We start from the raw sequence: 16633 nt of genomic DNA, 5'->3' as shown, positions 1-16633 counted from the left end.
TCTCCCCCATAAATTTATTTCTTTTCCTGGGTGTAGTCATAAAAGCCTTTACCCACTTTTCGGCCCCACTCACCTTTCACGTATTTTTCCACTACTGTGGGAGACGGTTTCATGTTTGGATCCCGGGTTTCCCGGTATTTTTCCATCTCAACATAATAAGTTAAATCAATTCCAGTTAAATCCATCAATCTAAACGGCCCCATGGGGTGGCCAAGGCCAAGCTCAACGGCTATGTCAATATCTTTATAATCCGCAATCCCGATTTCGTATAAGTAGAAAGCTTCAGCTTTAATAGCAGCTAAAATCCGGTTGACCAAAAAGCCGTAAATTTCTTTCTGCAGTAAAACCGGGGTTTTTCCCATCTTCCGGGCCAGGTCCATGGTAACTTCTACCGCTTCGTCTCCTACATGCGGTCCTTTCACTACTTCTACCAGCTTCATCACCAAAGCCGGGTTAAAGAAGTGCATGTTTAAAACTTTTTCCGGCCGCTTGGTCACATCGGCGATTTTAGAACTTACTATATAAGAACTGTTGGTTGCTAAGATTGCGTGGGGTGGAGTTAGTTCATCAAGCTTTTTAAATAACTCCCGCTTAACATCAAGCTTTTCAATAACTGCTTCAATTACAAAATCTGCATCCTTGCAAGCTTCTTCTAAACTGGTGGTAAAGGTTAAATTGGCTTTAGCTTGATTGGCTACTTCCTCGGTAAGTTTTCCTTTGGCTACTCTTTCAGGAAGATAGGTTTCTACAAATTTTTTGGCTTTGTTCAGGATTTCTTCGTTGATGTCGGTACAGGTTACCTGGTAGCCGGCAAGAGCAGCAGCTAAGGAAATTTGGTGACCCATGTTTCCGGCCCCAACAACACAAATTTTTTTAACTTCCATAGAAGATACCTCCCTCTTATTTTTTTCACTGCCGGCAATTACTTTTGCCAGCTTTATTTCTCTCCTTCAAGAACTTTAAACTTGTAACCATAGCGGATTACGTCTTCTTCCGTGTAAATTTGCCTTAAAACCATCTCCACCGGCATCCCAATTTTAATTTCTGCCGGTACCGGTTCGGTCAATTGAGCTATAATCCGGGGACCTTCCTCCAATTCCACCAGCACCACCGGATAAGCTCCCCGGTATGCCGCTTCTTCGGAAAATTCCGGAGGCGCTCCCGCTCCAGCAATAACGGTATAGGAATAAATTTTGCCGCGCCCGCTTAATTGCACTTCGGTAAAATTATCCAGCGCCCCGCAGGATTTACAGCCAGCCTTGGGCGGAAAAATTATTTGACCGCAGTTGGAGCATTTTAAACCTACCAGGCGGTATCTCTGTTTTACCGCCCGCTGGTACATGGGGATGGAAATATGCGCACCCATGGCTTCACCCCTTATAAATATCTCTTAACTCTGAGGTACTGAATAAAATTTAAATATTTTTTCCCGGAGGCAAGCTTTTCTCGAACCGGCACTCTATTTGCTGGTTTTTTCACTGTCAGGCTAAAAGCTATCACCCCGGCACCGGAACCATAAGTAGCTACAATTACTTTTTCTCCCGGTTTAGCCCGGTCCAGAACTGCCACCAGACTTAAAAAGGGAGAAGCAGCACCGGTATCACCCGTATTATCGTAAAGCAGGCCTGGTAGCATTTGTTCGTCAGTAAAACCAAGTTTTTTGCCAGCTTTCAGGGGAAGGCGGCTTTCAATTTCGTGAAATACAGCATAATTGTAATCAGCCGGCTTTAAATTTTCTTTTTCCAAAAGTTCGGTTACCGCCTTTGTTATCAACTTTTGATAGGCCTCACCGGTAAAGGTTTTAACGCCAATATCTTTTATTTCACCGCTGCCAGCTTTGCGAAAACGTTCGCCTAAATTTTCCTGAACCAGAGCTACAAAGTTATCTACCACAGCCAGAGGATTTTCTGTTCCCAGGATAAAGGCAGCACTGCCTGCAGCCAGTCCGTGCTCAATGGGGTCTTTAACATTAGCCCTGGGAGTATCAGCCACGATAACCAGAGCTTTTTGGCCAAAGCCTCCTTTTACTAAGCTTACTGCCGTTAAAAAAGCCTCACCGCCGGCCCGGGTAGATTGGCCGTATTCAGCTGAAAAAAGATTTTTTTTAAGTCCGAGCATTTCCGCAATACTGCCGGCAAGCAATTTTTCACTGTAAGGTGGACTAGTGGAAGCCCAGGTCAAAAGGGAAATTTCTTCAGGATTTATACCTTCAAAAAGAGCATCCCTGGCAGCAGCTATACCCATCGTTAACGAATCTTCATCAAAATCGGCAACTGTTTTCTCACTGAAGTTTGCTCCGCAGCTGCCCAAGGCTTTCTGGTATTCGCTCCTGGTTATTCTAAGGCCGGGGAAATAGGTGCCGTAACTTACTATCCCTACATCCATCGCTACCCCTCCCTCCGGTAAATAAACACCGCTGCCGTTCCTCCGGAACCGCCTACATTGTGGGATAAGCCTACTTCGGCATTTTTTATCTGGCGCTCCGGATTTTTGGCCCTTCCCCGGAGCTGGTTAAACACTTCGTAAGCCTGACCGCAGCCGGTAGCTCCAATAGGATGGCCCTTACTTTTAAGTCCGCCGCTGACATTTACCGGAAGGCGTCCACCAAGGTAGGTCTCCCCTTCTTCCAATAGCCTAATCACCTCTCCCTTTTCGCCAAAGCCAAGGTCACCGTAAGCTAAAATTTCGGCAATAGTAAAGCAGTCATGCACTTCCGCAAAATCAATTTCTTTTGGAGTTATTCCGGCCATCCGGTAAGCTCTGGCGCTTGCCTGCCGGGTGGCTTTAAAACTTGTAATACTGTCTCGATCCTGCAAAGCCAGGTAATCGGACCCAATTCCATAGCCGATGATAAAGACTGGATGGTCGGTAAACTCTTTTACCCGGTCTTCACTGCAAAGTAAAACAACCGCTGCTCCGTCACTGGTAGGTGAGCAGTCCCACACCGTAAAGGGATCAGCTACCGGTGCTCCCTTTAACACCGTTTCCACCGTTATTTCCTGGCGAAACTGAGCCTTGGGATTCATTTTGCCGTGATAGTGGTTTTTCACCGCTACTTTGGCCAGCTGCTCCCGGGTAAGGCCGTATTCCTCCATATAGCGCCGGGCAATTATAGCGTAAATCCCGGCAAAAGTTAAGCCTGCCAGTCTTTCAAACTCGGTATCGCCGGAAATCCCAAGCCAGTATTTGGCTTTGGTCGAAGAAACATCCCGCATTTTTTCAACCCCGGCAGCAAGAGCTATATCGCACTGTCCGGAAGCAACCGCATTAATCGCATTATATAAAGCAAATCCACCCGAAGCACAGGCATTTTCCACCCTTACCGCCGGAACATTGGGTAAACCCACATGTCCCATTAATAAGGGAGCAAGCTGTCCTAATTGAAACCCACTGCCGGCACTTAAAGAGCCAATATAGGCCTGCTGAATTTCCCGGGGGTCAATACCTTTATCAACGCTCTCGAGCATTTCTTTAAAGGCCATGGCAAAAAGCTCTTTAACCCCCAGCCCGGGAAAATCGCCGTAGGGGGTTTGCCCGGCTCCAATGATGGCAACCCGCCGCATGCAAGCCACCTCTTTATTAACCCAGTTCCTTTAAAATCTGGGAAGCTATGATATTTTTCTGAATTTCCGAAGTCCCTTCATAAATCCTGGTAATCCGGGCATCCCGGTAGTATCTTTCAATGGGAAACTCTTTCATATAACCCATGCCGCCAAAAATCTGTACCGCTTTATCGACCACCCGGCCATAAGCTTCCGAAGCAAACAGTTTGACGGCAGCAGCCTCTTTAATGACCTTTGCTCCCTGGTCCACAAGCCAGGCTACCCGGTAGGCAAACCATTTGGTTGCTTCAATATCTACGGCCATTTCGGCCAGCATATGCTGAATTGCCTGGAAGGACGAAATGGGTTTTCCAAACTGGACCCGCTGCTGGGCGTACTTGGTGGCCAACTCCAATAGTTTCTGCATCGAACCAACACAGCGGGCAGCAAGTCCTACCCGGCCTTTAGCTAATATTTTTAAAGCGTTGATATATCCTTCACCGATATTACCCAAAACATTTTCTTCCGGTACTTCGCAGTCTTCCAAAATAATTTCCGAGGTATGAGAACCGCGTAGTCCCATTTTCTTTTCAATGGTTCCTACTTTAAAGCCTGGAAAATTTTTTTCTACTATAAATGCGGTGGTGCCGCCTTTGGCCCCTTTATTTTTATCAGTAACGGCGATAATGGTAAATACATCGGCATCGGGACCATTGGTGATAAAGTGCTTTACCCCGTTTAAGATATAGCGGTCTCCTTTTTTTACGGCGGTAGTTTTTATACTGGCGGCATCAGAACCCGCTTCGGGCTCAGTTAAAGCAAAAGCAGCAAGCTTTTCACCAGAAGCTAAGGCTGGCAGATATTTTTTCTTTTGTTCCTCCGTTCCTAATTCCACAATCCCGGTAGTTCCAATCCCCGTATGGGCACCTATAAGAGTAGTAAAACCATTGGCCGTGCGGCCGAGCTGCTCATAAATAATACATTTCCCGAGCATCCCGATACTACCTACACCACCATACTCTTCCGGGATGCTTAAACCAAAAAGTCCAAGTTCTCTTGCTTTTTGGATGATTTCCTCCGGCACCCGGTCTTCTTCATCAATTTGCTGGCTGATAGGGTCGACTTCGTTATCCACAAAATCCTTGACCGTCTGCACCATCATTTGCAGTTCTTCACTGATCGTGAAATCCATAGCGCCCCTCCCTCTTGCTTTTTTGTTTTATATATGAAATAATTGTCTTATATATAGTATAATGTTTGTTAGAATTTTATGTCAATAACTTCTAAAGAAAATTTTTAAATTTTCTTACTATTCCTTTGGGTAATTTGCAGTGTTATGATATTTTCGGGAGAGGTGACATTATGTCTTTAGAAGAAAAAGAATTAGTAGAAAAAGAAAATAAATCGGGAGCCCCGGCCGTGGAAATGGCTATCAAAATCTTAACTTACTTAAGTAGATACCGGAATAAAAACCGCACCCTTGCTGAAATCTCCCGGGACTTAAATATCAATAAAAGTTCCTGCCACCGGATATTAAAAGTTCTTCTGGATTACCGGCTGGTATCCTATGACAAAACCACCAGGCAGTTCAGCCTGGGATCTTATTTAATTGTTTTAGGTAGCCGGGCTTCCGAATTCAACGACTACTTAAAAATTGCTAAGCAGTATTTAAAAGAATTAGCAGAAACCACCAAACAAACCTGTGTCCTTGTAGAGCCAATCGCCAATAATCGCCTGGTTTATATTGCCAAAGAAGAGCCGGAAGCAGCAGTACGGATTACCGTCAGTATCGGTCAATCGTTTCCGGTAACCAGTGCTTCTTTCGGCAAGTGTTACTTAGCTTTTCTTCCAGAAAATGAAGTGCGGGAAATTGTTAAAGAGGTAGGAATCAAGCAATTTACCGACAAAAGTATTACCAATGTCGAGGAATTTTTTCAAAGCTTAGAAGTAATCCGGGAACAAGGTTATGCGGTGAGCTTTGAAGAACACACTCCAGGGGTTTTTGGCATTAGCGCTCCTGTTTTTGATAACAGCGGAAGTGTTCGCATGGTTGTATCGTGTATTGGGCTTGCTTCTTCAGTGAATGAAGAAACAATTAATTTTTACGCTGACAAAGTTAAAACTACCGCGCAAAAAATCACCGCTATTTTTTCCGATATGTAACAACACCCCGAAATTAAACCTTCGGGGTGTTTTCCTTTTAACCACCGCTTAAGAAGGGAAAGACAAATACTTCATCGCCATCTTTTAGCAGCTGGTTGTCAGTTGCTATCTGTCCGTTAACCGCAATACTAAAGGGATTTTTAAGTCTTGCTGCTAAAAACTCCTTTAACTCTTCAATACTTCCTGCCGCAAGTTCAATTTCTTCTTTGGGAAGGTCATAAATTAAAGCATAATTTACCTTAACTTTAATCATCCGCCAGTAACCTCGCTAAAAATTCCCGGGATATGGTGCCATCGGAATTCCAGCCCCGAAGTTGATAAAATTCAGGCAAGTATTTTTCAATCTCCGGAACGTTACCAAAGGCTCCCCCTTCGGTAAGAGGCTTTTTTACATGACCGGGTAACCTATCATCGGCCGGACTGTTTCCCAAATTAAAGGAAATAGCTCTCTTAATTGTAATCGAATTGTTTGCTGCTTCGACCACTTTTTCCGGCGTCCAGGCAACTCCGGTAGTATAAGAGAGAGCACCCACTACAGCCTTTAATGGTGTAAAAGCAAAGCTGCATTTTACAAGGCAGTTATCAAGTTCCCGTAAGCTCTGGAATTTCACTACTGCTTCAACCCGGCCATCAAGGTTAAACCTCGGTCCCGGCACTACTCCAAAGTCCGGATCCTTTACAATCCCCAAGTCAACTTCAAAGAAGCTTCCTCTTAAATGACAGGCTCCCCGGGGACCGGTTACATAAGATAACGCCTGACCGGTAAAGGCTCTCGGCTCATGCATGGGTATCTCCAATCTTCTTACAGCCGCAGCATAGTCCTGAGACAAGCCAAGCTCTTCGGCAACTCTGGCTACTCCCTTGCCTATCAGTTGACCAATGCCGCTGTTTTCTCCGGTTAGTCTTAACGCTTCAAGAATTCCCTTGCTATCTCCAAAATCAGGCACTTCGGCCTTCAAGTTTTCGGGGAGCAAATTCTCTTCTTTTAAGTACGTTAAAAAGGCCAGGCTAACACCGGTGGAAATAGTGTCAAAGCCATAACGGTTGGCAATATCATTGGCTTCAACAATAGTATCCATATCAAAGTTTTCCACAAGCGGTCCGTAAGTTACCGCTGTTTCGTATTCGGGCCCATCAACAATTCTACCTTTAAAATTAAGTTCACGTCCACAGGCAATTGGACAACCCCAGCAGGCTTTGGGATGAATTGAATATTCTTCTCTGAACTTTCTGGCATTGACCTTATCTATCGGAAATAACCCTTTGGTAAAATATTTCACCGGAGTATCGCCAAAATAATAGCCAATATCCAGATATCCTAAAGTCCCGTACTGGGTAAAGAGCTCCATTTCCTTTTTATAAGCAGCCGTTAATTGCTTTGCCAATTCTTTCAGCTCTTCTTTAGCAGCAACCGGTACTTCTCCCTGTCCGTCGACTACGATGGCTTTTAAGTTTTTACTGCCAAAAACCGCTCCAAAACCCATTCTTCCGGCAGCCCGACCGTGGTCGTTCATCACCGCAGCCATCGGCATTAACCTTTCGCCGGCTACCCCAATGCCTGCAATGCTGACAGTATTGCCGTAAACTTTTTTGAGCTCTTCCTGCATTTCATAGGAATCAAGACCTTTTAAGTTGCTGCCGGTTTTAATCTCTACTTTGCCATTTTTGACTTCAAGATATACCATCTCCGGAGCTTTACCGGTAATAATTAAACCATCAAAGCCAGCTCTTTTAAGATAAGCTCCAAATTTACCGCCAGAGGTAGCCTCACCCCAGTACCCGGTTAATGGTGAACGGCCGCAAACCGCATAACGAGAAGAAGCCGGTAGAGCTGTTCCCGTAACCGGGCCAGCCATCACCGCCACATAAGCTTCCGGAGCCAGGGGATCAATTTCCGGCTTAATGTAATCATAAAGAAGCCTTGCTGCAAGGCCACTGCCACCGATAAATTTTTCGGCAAGCTTGAATGGCGTAGGCTCTATCTCAACTTTCCGGTTTGATAAGTCAATATACGCTATTTTCCCCGTGTAACCCAGCATTAGCGTACGCCTCCTTTCAGCGTCCCGTAAAAGGATGCCACAAAAATCTCCTCATAATCTTTTGGTGTTACCGGAATGGGGCTTAAAATACTGACCGGGTCAATAAGCGCCCAGGAAACCAGCTCCGGTAACGCTTGCTTAAATGCCTCCTCACTAACCTGCAGATAATCGGAAAACTTAAAGGTAAAGCCGAGCTTTTTATAAAACTCGACCAGCGAATTTAAAAACTCCTCGCCCTTTCCAAAGCCAAGGGCCTTTGCAAGTTCATCGGTTTTGGTTAAGTGTCTGGCGTAAAACTCAAAGACATAGGGTAAAAATGCCCCAACACACAAACCATGGTGCAGACCAAACTTTTTCCCCAGGGTATGCCCCAACGCATGGTCGATACCAGGAGCAGCATTGCTGAAAGCCAGCCCCGCTAAATTAGCAGCAATTAACATTTTTTGCCGGGATTCTAAATCCCGACCATCCGCCACCGCCCGGGGTAAAAACTTAAAGATTAGTTTTATCGCCTGGAAAGCATAAGCATCGGTATATTCGTTAGCCCAGCCGCTCAAGTACGCTCCTACCGCATGCGCCAGGGCATCAACACCGGTCCAGAGGGTTAGATTTGGGGGAAGAGAAACGGTAAAATTGGGGTCCAGGATGGCAAAGTCGGGAACAAATTCCGGATGGCTGAGACTCATCTTATGGCCGCCTTCGGTTATTACTGCTGCCGAAGTAGCTTCAGAACCGGTTCCAGCTGTAGTTGGAATTGCGGCAAACAGCGCCTTTTTTCTTAACCCAAGGGAATCAACTGGAGATAATTTTCTAAAATCTACATCGGGTCTTTCATATAAAAGCCAGATTACCTTAGCGGCATCGATTACCGAACCACCGCCAATAGCGATGATCAGAGAAGCATCGCTATTTTTTACTGCCTCCACTCCGGCAAAAATATTTTCCACCGGAGGTTCGGGCTGCACTTCATCCCACATTTCAACGTGATAACCAGCATTAGAGAAGATTTCTTTAACCTTCTCTGCATTTGGTTTTACGATTTTATCGGTAATAATCAGTACCCGATTATTTCGACAAATTGTTTTTCCCATCCCCACCAGAGTGTTTAAGGCCCGGGGTCCCATTAAAATCCTGGGTCCAATGACCGCTGACTGTAAGCCCCGAACTCCCGAGGTGCCGGCTAAAGTAAATAGTAGCCGCCGCACTGGGTCTTCAAAACCGTACTTCCCTCTTTCCATACTATCCCCCCAAGTTTTACAAAAAATTTAAAGACTATTTATTATTTTCTACAATTTTCTCACTTTTCCTTTGTTCTTTATAAAATAAATTGTTTACCTTTAAAATAATTCTTTTGCCCAGATTTAACAATATTTTTTTCTTTAATTGTTATATTTTCACTATGAATGGCATTCATTTTTTAAAAATGCAATATTGAACATCACCCGGTAAATACTATGCTTAAGGAGGTATTAAGCGATGGAGCTTAAAAAAAACGAGCGGTCAATTTTAGCGTACTTTCCCTCCAGTGCTAAAGCCATAGATGCCGCCGAAGCCCTTAAAGCTAATGGAATTAATGACGTACAGGTTGACCGGGTGAGTAGATACGGTGTTGCCAGCAATCCGGAAGTTAATAACCCCATTTCCGGCCGGGGAATGAGCGGAACAGGCTTAACTCTTTACTCGGCTGGTGCCAATCAGTTTGGCGACGATGATGCCCGGGTGCTTTTATCAGCTGACCCGTCAGCAGCAGGAATGGCCGCTAAAGATTATGGCATAGCTGGCAGTGAGGCGTTTTTGGTAACTGCGGTAACAACAAAAGATAAAGTAGAACAGGCAGTAAAAATCCTTAAAGAAAAAGGCGCCAAGATATAAAAAAGGCAAAAAAATAACCCGGAAGCGAATTCCGGGATATTTTATAGCATTGCAAGCAGTTACCAGGTCGTAGCCGCAGTAATAATCAAAACCGTAATTTCCAAGGTCTACAGCGGTAGCTTCAAGCTTCGTTTTCACCTCATCGGGAAAAATGAAACTATAGCGGCATTTTCGTTCATTTACATCCCGCTCTTAAAAACCTTAAGCCAGTACCTTTCTCCCTCTTTATCAACTTGAACCGGCAGGTTATAAAAATCTGTTAAAAGTTCTGAAGTTAGTACCTCATCTTTTTTGCCAGCGGCAAAAACTTCTCCATTTTTTAACAATAGGACATGGGTTATCCCAGCCACAATTTCCTCCGGGTGATGGGTAACCAAAATAATTGCAGGTCCGTTTTCTTCCCGGCAAAGAAAAGCAATATCTGCAAGTAGTTCTTCCCGCGCTAAAAGGTCCAATCCTGCTGCCGGTTCATCTAAGATTAAAAGGCGGGGATTGTTAATTAAAGCCCGGGCTATTAAAACTTTCTGCTTTTCCCCCTGCGACAGGGTTTGATACTGGCTGTTAGCCAGGTTAGATAAGTTAAATTTTTCTAAAAGCCTAAGGGCTTTTTCGACATCCTCTTCTTGCGGCCGGTCAAAAAGCCCTATGGTGGCAAAAAGACCGCTTAACACCACTTCCAAGGCTGTTTCCCGAACATAAAGCTTTTCCTGCAAAGAAGAGCTTACAAAACCAATTTCCCGGCGAAGCTCCCTTAAATCATAGCAACCAAATTTCTTTCCAAGTACCTCGACATCACCTTTCGATGGGTAGTAATACCCGCAGATAAGGTTTAAAAGGGTAGTTTTGCCAGCTCCGTTTAAGCCCAAGACCGCCCAGTGCTCCCCCCTCTTTATTTCCCAGTTGAAATTTTTAAGGATTTGTTTTTTCTCCCGGATTAAAGTTACGTCCTTTAGTTTTAAAACCAAATTTTTCTCTCCCCTTATTTAAACCGGCCATAAATTTTGTTTAGATACGCTTTGACCACCGGTGAATTTTGTTTTTTCCGTCTTTCTAACAAAAGATTAAAGCGCAGGATTTTTTCATTGTAAGTTTTCTTTAAAACTTTCCTTTCTTCGTCGTCATAACAGCAATCTATAAGATTTTGCAGCGTAAGTAATTCCTTTTTTAGCTGGAGCTCTTCCGGCAGCACCCCAGCATTTTTTAAAATTATATACCCCGCCCGTAATTCTTCCGGAAGCATAGATAAATCCTCCGGAATGATTTTCTGCCCTTTTCCGGGAAGATTGTCAAAGACGCCGTTTTTTTGGGCTTCCAAAATCTTTTCTTCTGCAAGATACATCAAGATATCCATTTAGATTAACTCCCCTTTAGCTACTGGAATAACCCTACCCCCAGGTCCTACTTTCAAGTTTAAAATTACTTCATCAACCGGTTCTTTTAGTGGTTTTCTGCATATTTTTTTCGACAAACACGTCAACAATATAAAAAGGTATTCCGGTCATCCTGTTCACTTCCTTTATAGGCATTTTCTAATTTATTTTGACATACCGGCAAAAATTCCTTCTAAAAAAATAAACCCCGCCAAATACGGGGTTATTTTTCCACATAAAGTCCTAAAAGGGCCATATCCATCTCACAATCAACGCAAATCTCCTCTCCTTCCTCAATGATACAAAAACAAATCGGGCAACGTTTTTCCACCAAAATCACCTGCAACTATTGCTGAAATTTTTTTAACAAAAGTTATTATAGTAGGAACTCTTTAGTTTGTAAACTACTTCTTTACTATTAAGCTAACACCAATAATAACAAACAAAATTCCCACTTCCTGTGTAAAAGCAATTTTTTCTTTAAGAAAAACTCTCGCCATAAATACTACAAAAACATAGCTTAAGGAAAGAAGAGGATAAATTTTGGCAACCGGCTCCCGAGAAAGAAGCCAAAACCAGATAAAAGTCTCCGTAAAATACAAAAAAATCCCCAGTAAAATATAGCCATTTAAAAAAAATTTAATTAGAGTGTTAAGCGAAAACGAAAAAGGAATAGCCTTCATCCCTAGTTTCCAAAAGATTTGTCCGGTTGCTATCATTAAAGCACAAATAATAGTTAGCAAAAAATACATACTTTTTCACCCAGTATTACTATAACACAGCTGCTAATTTAAACAAAATTATATGGTAAAGCAACAAATGAATTAATAATGAACTAAAAATTCCAACTAAAAAACCAGCAAAAACATCTGAAGGATAGTGAACTCCCAGATAAAGGCGGGAAACCGCTACTAACCCAACAATTAAGAATAGTAAGAACCTAAAGCCAGGAAAATTTAAACTGGTTATTAACGCTAAACAGGTAGAAGAAGCAGTATGCCCGGAAGGAAAAGAATAATCACGCCATAATTTCCCTAATGGATTTATATTGACCATTACCCAGAAAGGTCGTGGGCGAGCTACTTTTTGTTTTATCCTTACTACCAAAAAATGGCTTAAGATTAAGGCTAAAGACGCTTCAATTCCGGTAACTTGCCAGCGATCATTCCCTAAAAAGATCATGACAAGCGAAGCCCCAATTATGGCCTGGGCACTGCCAAAATTGGTAATAAAAAGAAATATTTTATTTAATGATTTTTTTCGGGTTTGCTTGTTAATAAATAACAGTAATCTTTTTTCCTGTTTTCCAAGAAAGATTTTTAAATTCTTTCCATAGGCCAAAAGCACTTTATACACTCCCCGCTTATCTTTCATTTTTATTTTAGCAGATTGAACCCTTAATAAAATTTTAAAGTAATGCTCAATAATGAACCCTACTCTCAATTAAGAAAGGCCAAAGTTTGGTGACAACTTTATTTTATTAGTTCATGTTTAATCTTCTCTTAATTAATTCTTAAATTTTTATAAAGATAAAAATTCGGCAAATGCCCCAAGCATTTGCCGAATAATCAATTTTCTTATTTGGTAAACACATGGTTTCCTATGCGGGCCGTTACTACCCGGTTGGCAAACCAGGGATGGTTGGTCTTAGCCGGGTTGTAGAAGTATAAAGCGCCGTTGGAAGGGTCAAAGCCGCGTAAAGCATCCTCTACCGCTTGCCGGGAAGCATTAGAAACTGTAACCTGCCAGAACCAGCCATTTAAGATTGGCTCAAAAGCACCTTTTTGTAAGATTACTCCCCGGACATCGTTGGGAAAGAGCGGCGACTTTACCCGGTTTAAAATTACCGCAGCCACCGCCACCTTCCCTAGATACGGCTCAGCTCCAGCTTCAGCCTCAACCATGCGGGCTAATAACTCTTTATCTTCCGCCGACACCCGCACTGCACTCCGGGATACCTGGGTGGAAGTCCGGTAAATTAACCGCTTCATCGTTACAGGACCCACGATACCGTCTACTTTTAAACCCTCTTTTTTCTGAAACGCCATTACTGCTTTTTTGGTGGAGACGTCGTAATACTTGTCCACCTTGTACACCTTATAACCTAAACTTACAAGCCTGCTCTCAATCTCGTAAACTTTGGTACTGTAACTGCCTACTTTGTAGTAAACTACCTGGGAGGCTAAAGCTTCAGAAACCACTGCCATGGGCAGCACCAGCATAAAAATTAAAGAAAACACTGCAAAAAACTTTTTCATTTTTACCCCTCCTTAAAAGTTGGTTTACGGAAAAGCTAAAGTCGCCCTTCCTTGGACGCTTTTAAGAAGGTATAAAAGCAGACACTACAATTGTAACTATTTCTAATCTTTTTGCCAAATTGGCTAAGGCTCCATAAAAAAAGAAAACCCGGCTTTAGGCTTTTTCCCCAAAAAGCTTATGCCAGGTCTTTACTTATCCTCACGTATTATTGGACTTGCGGTCCGATGGTATTTTTAGGATTTCTGCCCGCAATTGTTTTAACTTAACTAAATCTTCTTCAATTCCGGGCTCTGGCGTCTCCAGAATCCAGGGTACATTATTAAAAAATTTTGATTTTAGTAAGTTTATAAACCCTTCTCTTCCAATATACCCTTGTTCTAAGTTTTCGTGCCGGTCTTTTTTAGACCCAAGGGGAAATTTGGAGTCGTTAACGTGGAGAAGGTAAAGACGGTTTTCCCCCACTTTTTCACTAAATTCCCGGGCAATCGCCTCTATGCCCTGGGGAGTTACGTCGTCATAACCAGCTCCCAGCAAGTGGCAGGTATCAAGGCAAACGCCAAGGTCGGGGTGTCCAGTGCTGGAAATAATATAGGCAAGGTGGTCAAAGGTATAACCCAGTTCGTTACCGGTACCCGCTGTGTTTTCGATCAATAACCTGGTTTTAAAAGCTTCGGAAAGCAAAATTTTTAGCCCTTCCACCATGCGAGCAAGTCCCCGCTCTTCTCCTGCTCCCCGGTGGCTTCCTACATGAATTACCAGAAAGTCAGCCTTTAACTGCTCCGAACGAAATAAGTCCTCCCGAATTATGGCGACACTTTTTTGAAACATTTCTTCCTCGGGCGAAGCTAAGTTCAAAACATAGGGAACATGAACTACTAAAGGGTATAGTCCGTAGGCTTCTTTGAACTCCAAAAAGGCTTTTAATTCCTTTTCGTTAAAGGGTTTTGCTTCCCCTCCCCTAGGACTTCTAGAAAATATCTGAACGCCCTCAGTTTTATTTTTTAAAATTCGCTCTTTTAGCTTTAAAAGTCCTCCCGCAATCGATAGATGCAAACCAACGTTCATTTATTTTTCTCCCTTTCGCGGTCTTGTAAGCGGAGGATTTTTCTGTTCCCGTTCTTCCTCAGGTAAAGGAAGAGCATCTTTCCTGGAAAGCTTTAAGCGCCCCTGGTTGTCGTAACCAATAGCTTTAACTAAGATTTGATCCCCTTCTTTAACTACATCTTCTACTTTTTTGACACGGGTATGGGCAAGCTGGCTTATGTGTACTAACCCTTCTTTCCCGGGGAGGCCCAGTACTCCAGGAACCACTTCTACAAAGGCACCAAAGTCGGCTATCCTGGTAACTTTGCCAAGATATACTTTGCCTACTTCAATTTCTTTAGTTAAGCTTTCTATGATGTTTAAAGCCTTTTCTCCCGCTTCTTTATCCACAGCAGCAATAAAGATCCTGCCATCATCTTCAATATCTATTTTGGTTCCCGTTTCATCGATGATTTTCTTAATTATTTTTCCTCCGGGCCCTATAATATCGCGGATTTTTTCGGGGTCAACGGTAGTAAAGATAATTCTCGGAGCATAAGGCGAAAGTTCGGTCCGCGGCTCGGATATCACTTCCAGCATTTTACTCAAAATGTGCATCCGTCCTTCTTTGGCTTGAGCTAAAGCCCGGGTTAAGATTTCCCGGTTCACCCCGGCAATTTTTATATCCATCTGTAGTGCAGTGATACCATCTTTGGTACCCGCAACTTTAAAATCCATATCGCCTAAAGCATCTTCTATCCCCTGAATATCGGTTAAGATTGCTACCTCATCACCTTCTTTAATTAACCCCATAGCAACGCCAGCAACCGGTGCTTTTATCGGTACCCCGGCATCCATTAAAGCCAGAGTACTGCCGCAAACCGAACCCATGGAGGTGGAGCCATTAGATTCTAAAACTTCTGAAACTATCCGGATAGTGTAAGGGAATACTTCTTCGGATGGAATAACCGGCTCAATAGCTCTTTCGGCTAAAGCTCCATGGCCGATTTCCCGTCGGCCCGGTCCACGCATGGGGCGAACTTCTCCGACACTATAGGGCGGAAAGTTATAGTGGTGCATGAAGCGTTTCGATTCCTCAATGCCCAGGTCGTCCAGAATCTGGACATCGCCCACTGCCCCCAGGGTTACAATACTTAATACCTGGGTTTGCCCCCGGGTAAAAAGTCCTGAGCCATGAGTCCTTGGTAGCAATCCAACTTCACACCAGATCGGCCGTACTTCGGTGGTCTTACGGCCGTCTATTCTGACCCCTTCTTTTAAAATTTTCATCCGGACTATCTCTTTTTGAATGCTGTCGATGGTTCCTTTAATGGTCAGTTCTTCTTCGGGATAAAGCTCTAAAAACTTTTGCATAAGCTCAGCTTTTAAATTCTCTAAATATTCATCCCGCTCTTGTTTGTTAAATTTTTCAGCAATAATTTTTTCAACTGCCTCTTTAAGAATTGGGTACGCCTCAGCGGTAACCGCTCTCTTTATCTCTTCTTTATCTTCAACAATTATTTCCATCTTTTCCCTGGCAAGCCCAAGTTTAAGGGCTTCTTCCCGAAACTCTTCAATAAAAGCCACAATTTTTTTAACCTCTTCGTGGCCCCGGGTAATTGCTTCTATCATGATTTCTTCGGGAACTTCTTTAGCCCCCGCTTCTACCATCATTACCGCATCTTTGGTCCCGGCCACTACCAAATGGAGCCGGCTTTTTTCGGCCTCTTCTACTGTGGGGTTGATGATGAGTTCATCATCAATTAGCCCCACCACCACCGCACCAATGGGGCCCAAAAAAGGCAAAGAGGAAAGGGTTAAGGCGGCCGAGGCGCCGTTCATGGCGGCTATTTCCGGAGGGTTATCCTGATTGACCGAAAGAACTGTAGCCACAATATGTACATCGTTTCTAAACCCTTTGGGAAAGAGAGGGCGAATCGGTCGGTCGATAAGGCGGGCCGATAAAATCGCTTTTTCGCTAGGGCGCCCTTCCCGTTTAATAAAGCCTCCGGGAATTTTCCCCACGGCATAAAGCCTCTCTTCGTAGTCCACCGTTAAAGGAAAGAAATCAATTCCTTCCCTGGGTTCTTTACTTCCGGTAGCTGTAACTAAGACTACTGTATCGTCATAGCTTACCAGCACCGAGCCACCGGCTTGCGTTGCTACTTTACCAGTGGTAAGTTTTAACGGTCTCCCCGCTATTATTATCTCCTTTTCTAGAATCTTTCTTCCAGTGGTCATATATTCTGTAAGTTACCTCCTTAAAATCCCATAATATAAAGTAAAAATTTCGACATTATTCATAGTATTTCCTGCTAAAAAATCAATAATACTAAAGAAAATTCCTGATATAGGAAAAGCGGGG

17 protein-coding genes are annotated in these 16633 nt (G+C 43.4%); 2 read left to right on the top strand and 15 right to left on the bottom strand.

What is annotated here, in order from left to right:
• Positions 1 to 14 precede the first annotated feature (14 nt).
• Genes cpu_RS10400 through cpu_RS10380 form a run of 5 tightly spaced genes read right to left on the bottom strand, consistent with a single transcriptional unit; the run spans position 15 to position 4734 of the window.
• Positions 15 to 884, bottom strand: a complete 870-nt coding sequence (locus cpu_RS10400; protein WP_075859922.1) for a 3-hydroxyacyl-CoA dehydrogenase family protein — start codon at positions 882 to 884, stop codon at positions 15 to 17.
• A 53-nt stretch (positions 885 to 937) separates the two neighbouring features.
• Positions 938 to 1366 carry a Zn-ribbon domain-containing OB-fold protein gene (locus cpu_RS10395; RefSeq protein ID WP_011344636.1) on the bottom strand — a complete coding sequence of 143 codons (429 nt, stop codon included), beginning with the start codon at positions 1364 to 1366 and terminating at the stop codon, positions 938 to 940.
• 11 nt (positions 1367 to 1377) lie between these two features.
• Positions 1378 to 2385, bottom strand: a complete 1008-nt coding sequence (locus tag cpu_RS10390) for a hydroxymethylglutaryl-CoA synthase (RefSeq protein ID WP_075859921.1) — start codon at positions 2383 to 2385, stop codon at positions 1378 to 1380.
• Between the two features lie 2 nt (positions 2386 to 2387).
• Positions 2388 to 3563 (bottom strand): thiolase domain-containing protein, encoded by a 1176-nt coding sequence (locus tag cpu_RS10385; RefSeq protein ID WP_075859920.1) that lies wholly within the window; start codon positions 3561 to 3563, stop codon positions 2388 to 2390.
• Positions 3564 to 3579: 16 nt separating this feature from the next.
• The gene (locus cpu_RS10380; protein WP_075859919.1) at positions 3580 to 4734 is read right to left on the bottom strand and encodes an acyl-CoA dehydrogenase family protein; all 1155 of its coding nucleotides are present in this window, start codon (positions 4732 to 4734) and stop codon (positions 3580 to 3582) included.
• Positions 4735 to 4904: 170 nt separating this feature from the next.
• Here cpu_RS10380 and cpu_RS10375 point away from each other — a divergent pair, with 170 nt between their 5' ends.
• A complete protein-coding gene (locus cpu_RS10375; protein WP_075859918.1) occupies positions 4905 to 5705 on the top strand; it encodes an IclR family transcriptional regulator in 801 nt (266 codons plus the stop codon).
• Positions 5706 to 5742: 37 nt separating this feature from the next.
• On the opposite strand, the gene cpu_RS10370 is transcribed toward cpu_RS10375, so the two are convergent.
• The 3 genes from cpu_RS10370 to cpu_RS10360 are packed head-to-tail and all read right to left on the bottom strand — an operon-like array spanning position 5743 to position 8982.
• Complete coding sequence (locus cpu_RS10370; protein WP_075859917.1) at positions 5743 to 5958, bottom strand: MoaD/ThiS family protein; 216 nt, start codon at positions 5956 to 5958, stop codon at positions 5743 to 5745.
• Complete coding sequence (locus tag cpu_RS10365; RefSeq protein WP_075859916.1) at positions 5951 to 7744, bottom strand: aldehyde ferredoxin oxidoreductase family protein; 1794 nt, start codon at positions 7742 to 7744, stop codon at positions 5951 to 5953. Before cpu_RS10365 ends, cpu_RS10370 begins: the two co-directional genes overlap by 8 nt.
• On the bottom strand, positions 7744 to 8982 hold the full coding sequence (locus cpu_RS10360) for an iron-containing alcohol dehydrogenase (protein ID WP_075859915.1): 1239 nt from the start codon (positions 8980 to 8982) through the stop codon (positions 7744 to 7746). Before cpu_RS10360 ends, cpu_RS10365 begins: the two co-directional genes overlap by 1 nt.
• Before the next feature lie 238 nt (positions 8983 to 9220).
• Here cpu_RS10360 and cpu_RS10355 point away from each other — a divergent pair, with 238 nt between their 5' ends.
• Positions 9221 to 9616, top strand: coding sequence for a hypothetical protein (locus tag cpu_RS10355; RefSeq protein WP_075859914.1), 396 nt, complete (start codon positions 9221 to 9223; stop codon positions 9614 to 9616).
• Between the two features lie 179 nt (positions 9617 to 9795).
• On the opposite strand, the gene cpu_RS10350 is transcribed toward cpu_RS10355, so the two are convergent.
• The 7 genes from cpu_RS10350 to cpu_RS10320 all read right to left on the bottom strand — a co-directional run bounded on the left by cpu_RS10350 (position 9796) and on the right by cpu_RS10320 (position 16509).
• A complete protein-coding gene (locus tag cpu_RS10350) occupies positions 9796 to 10581 on the bottom strand; it encodes an ABC transporter ATP-binding protein (RefSeq protein ID WP_075859913.1) in 786 nt (261 codons plus the stop codon).
• Positions 10582 to 10595: 14 nt separating this feature from the next.
• A complete protein-coding gene (locus cpu_RS10345; protein ID WP_075859912.1) occupies positions 10596 to 10967 on the bottom strand; it encodes a DnaJ family domain-containing protein in 372 nt (123 codons plus the stop codon).
• Between the two features lie 423 nt (positions 10968 to 11390).
• Positions 11391 to 11738 (bottom strand): EamA family transporter, encoded by a 348-nt coding sequence (locus cpu_RS10340; protein ID WP_075859911.1) that lies wholly within the window; start codon positions 11736 to 11738, stop codon positions 11391 to 11393.
• A 19-nt stretch (positions 11739 to 11757) separates the two neighbouring features.
• Positions 11758 to 12333 carry a phosphatase PAP2 family protein gene (locus cpu_RS10335; RefSeq protein ID WP_159434002.1) on the bottom strand — a complete coding sequence of 192 codons (576 nt, stop codon included), beginning with the start codon at positions 12331 to 12333 and terminating at the stop codon, positions 11758 to 11760.
• 230 nt (positions 12334 to 12563) lie between these two features.
• Positions 12564 to 13244: a spore cortex-lytic enzyme gene (gene sleB, locus cpu_RS10330; protein WP_075859910.1), complete on the bottom strand. Its 681-nt coding sequence runs from the start codon at positions 13242 to 13244 to the stop codon at positions 12564 to 12566.
• Positions 13245 to 13443: 199 nt separating this feature from the next.
• On the bottom strand, positions 13444 to 14310 hold the full coding sequence (locus tag cpu_RS10325; RefSeq protein ID WP_075859909.1) for a deoxyribonuclease IV: 867 nt from the start codon (positions 14308 to 14310) through the stop codon (positions 13444 to 13446).
• Entirely contained in the window at positions 14311 to 16509 is a 2199-nt protein-coding gene (locus cpu_RS10320; RefSeq protein ID WP_075859908.1) for a polyribonucleotide nucleotidyltransferase, read from the bottom strand.
• Between the last annotated feature and the right edge of the window lie 124 nt (positions 16510 to 16633).

Source organism: Carboxydothermus pertinax (genome assembly GCF_001950255.1).
GTDB classification, from domain to species: domain Bacteria; phylum Bacillota; class Z-2901; order Carboxydothermales; family Carboxydothermaceae; genus Carboxydothermus; species Carboxydothermus pertinax.
The sequence above is the reverse complement of the archived record's forward strand: the minus strand, read 5'-3'. Positions and strand labels throughout refer to the sequence as shown.

Excerpts from the sequence above, each read along its gene's own strand:
- cpu_RS10400 (WP_075859922.1), bottom strand. The coding sequence starts at position 884 with ATGGAAGTTAAAAAAATTTGTGTTGTTGGGGCCGGAAACATGGGTCAC.
- cpu_RS10395 (WP_011344636.1), bottom strand. The coding sequence starts at position 1,366 with ATGGGTGCGCATATTTCCATCCCCATGTACCAGCGGGCGGTAAAACAG.
- cpu_RS10390 (WP_075859921.1), bottom strand. The coding sequence starts at position 2,385 with ATGGATGTAGGGATAGTAAGTTACGGCACCTATTTCCCCGGCCTTAGA.
- cpu_RS10385 (WP_075859920.1), bottom strand. The coding sequence starts at position 3,563 with ATGCGGCGGGTTGCCATCATTGGAGCCGGGCAAACCCCCTACGGCGAT.
- cpu_RS10380 (WP_075859919.1), bottom strand. The coding sequence starts at position 4,734 with ATGGATTTCACGATCAGTGAAGAACTGCAAATGATGGTGCAGACGGTC.
- cpu_RS10375 (WP_075859918.1), top strand. The coding sequence starts at position 4,905 with ATGTCTTTAGAAGAAAAAGAATTAGTAGAAAAAGAAAATAAATCGGGA.
- cpu_RS10370 (WP_075859917.1), bottom strand. The coding sequence starts at position 5,958 with ATGATTAAAGTTAAGGTAAATTATGCTTTAATTTATGACCTTCCCAAA.
- cpu_RS10365 (WP_075859916.1), bottom strand. The coding sequence starts at position 7,744 with ATGCTGGGTTACACGGGGAAAATAGCGTATATTGACTTATCAAACCGG.
- cpu_RS10360 (WP_075859915.1), bottom strand. The coding sequence starts at position 8,982 with ATGGAAAGAGGGAAGTACGGTTTTGAAGACCCAGTGCGGCGGCTACTA.
- cpu_RS10355 (WP_075859914.1), top strand. The coding sequence starts at position 9,221 with ATGGAGCTTAAAAAAAACGAGCGGTCAATTTTAGCGTACTTTCCCTCC.
- cpu_RS10345 (WP_075859912.1), bottom strand. The coding sequence starts at position 10,967 with ATGGATATCTTGATGTATCTTGCAGAAGAAAAGATTTTGGAAGCCCAA.
- cpu_RS10340 (WP_075859911.1), bottom strand. The coding sequence starts at position 11,738 with ATGTATTTTTTGCTAACTATTATTTGTGCTTTAATGATAGCAACCGGA.
- sleB (WP_075859910.1), bottom strand. The coding sequence starts at position 13,244 with ATGAAAAAGTTTTTTGCAGTGTTTTCTTTAATTTTTATGCTGGTGCTG.
- cpu_RS10325 (WP_075859909.1), bottom strand. The coding sequence starts at position 14,310 with ATGAACGTTGGTTTGCATCTATCGATTGCGGGAGGACTTTTAAAGCTA.
- cpu_RS10320 (WP_075859908.1), bottom strand. The coding sequence starts at position 16,509 with ATGACCACTGGAAGAAAGATTCTAGAAAAGGAGATAATAATAGCGGGG.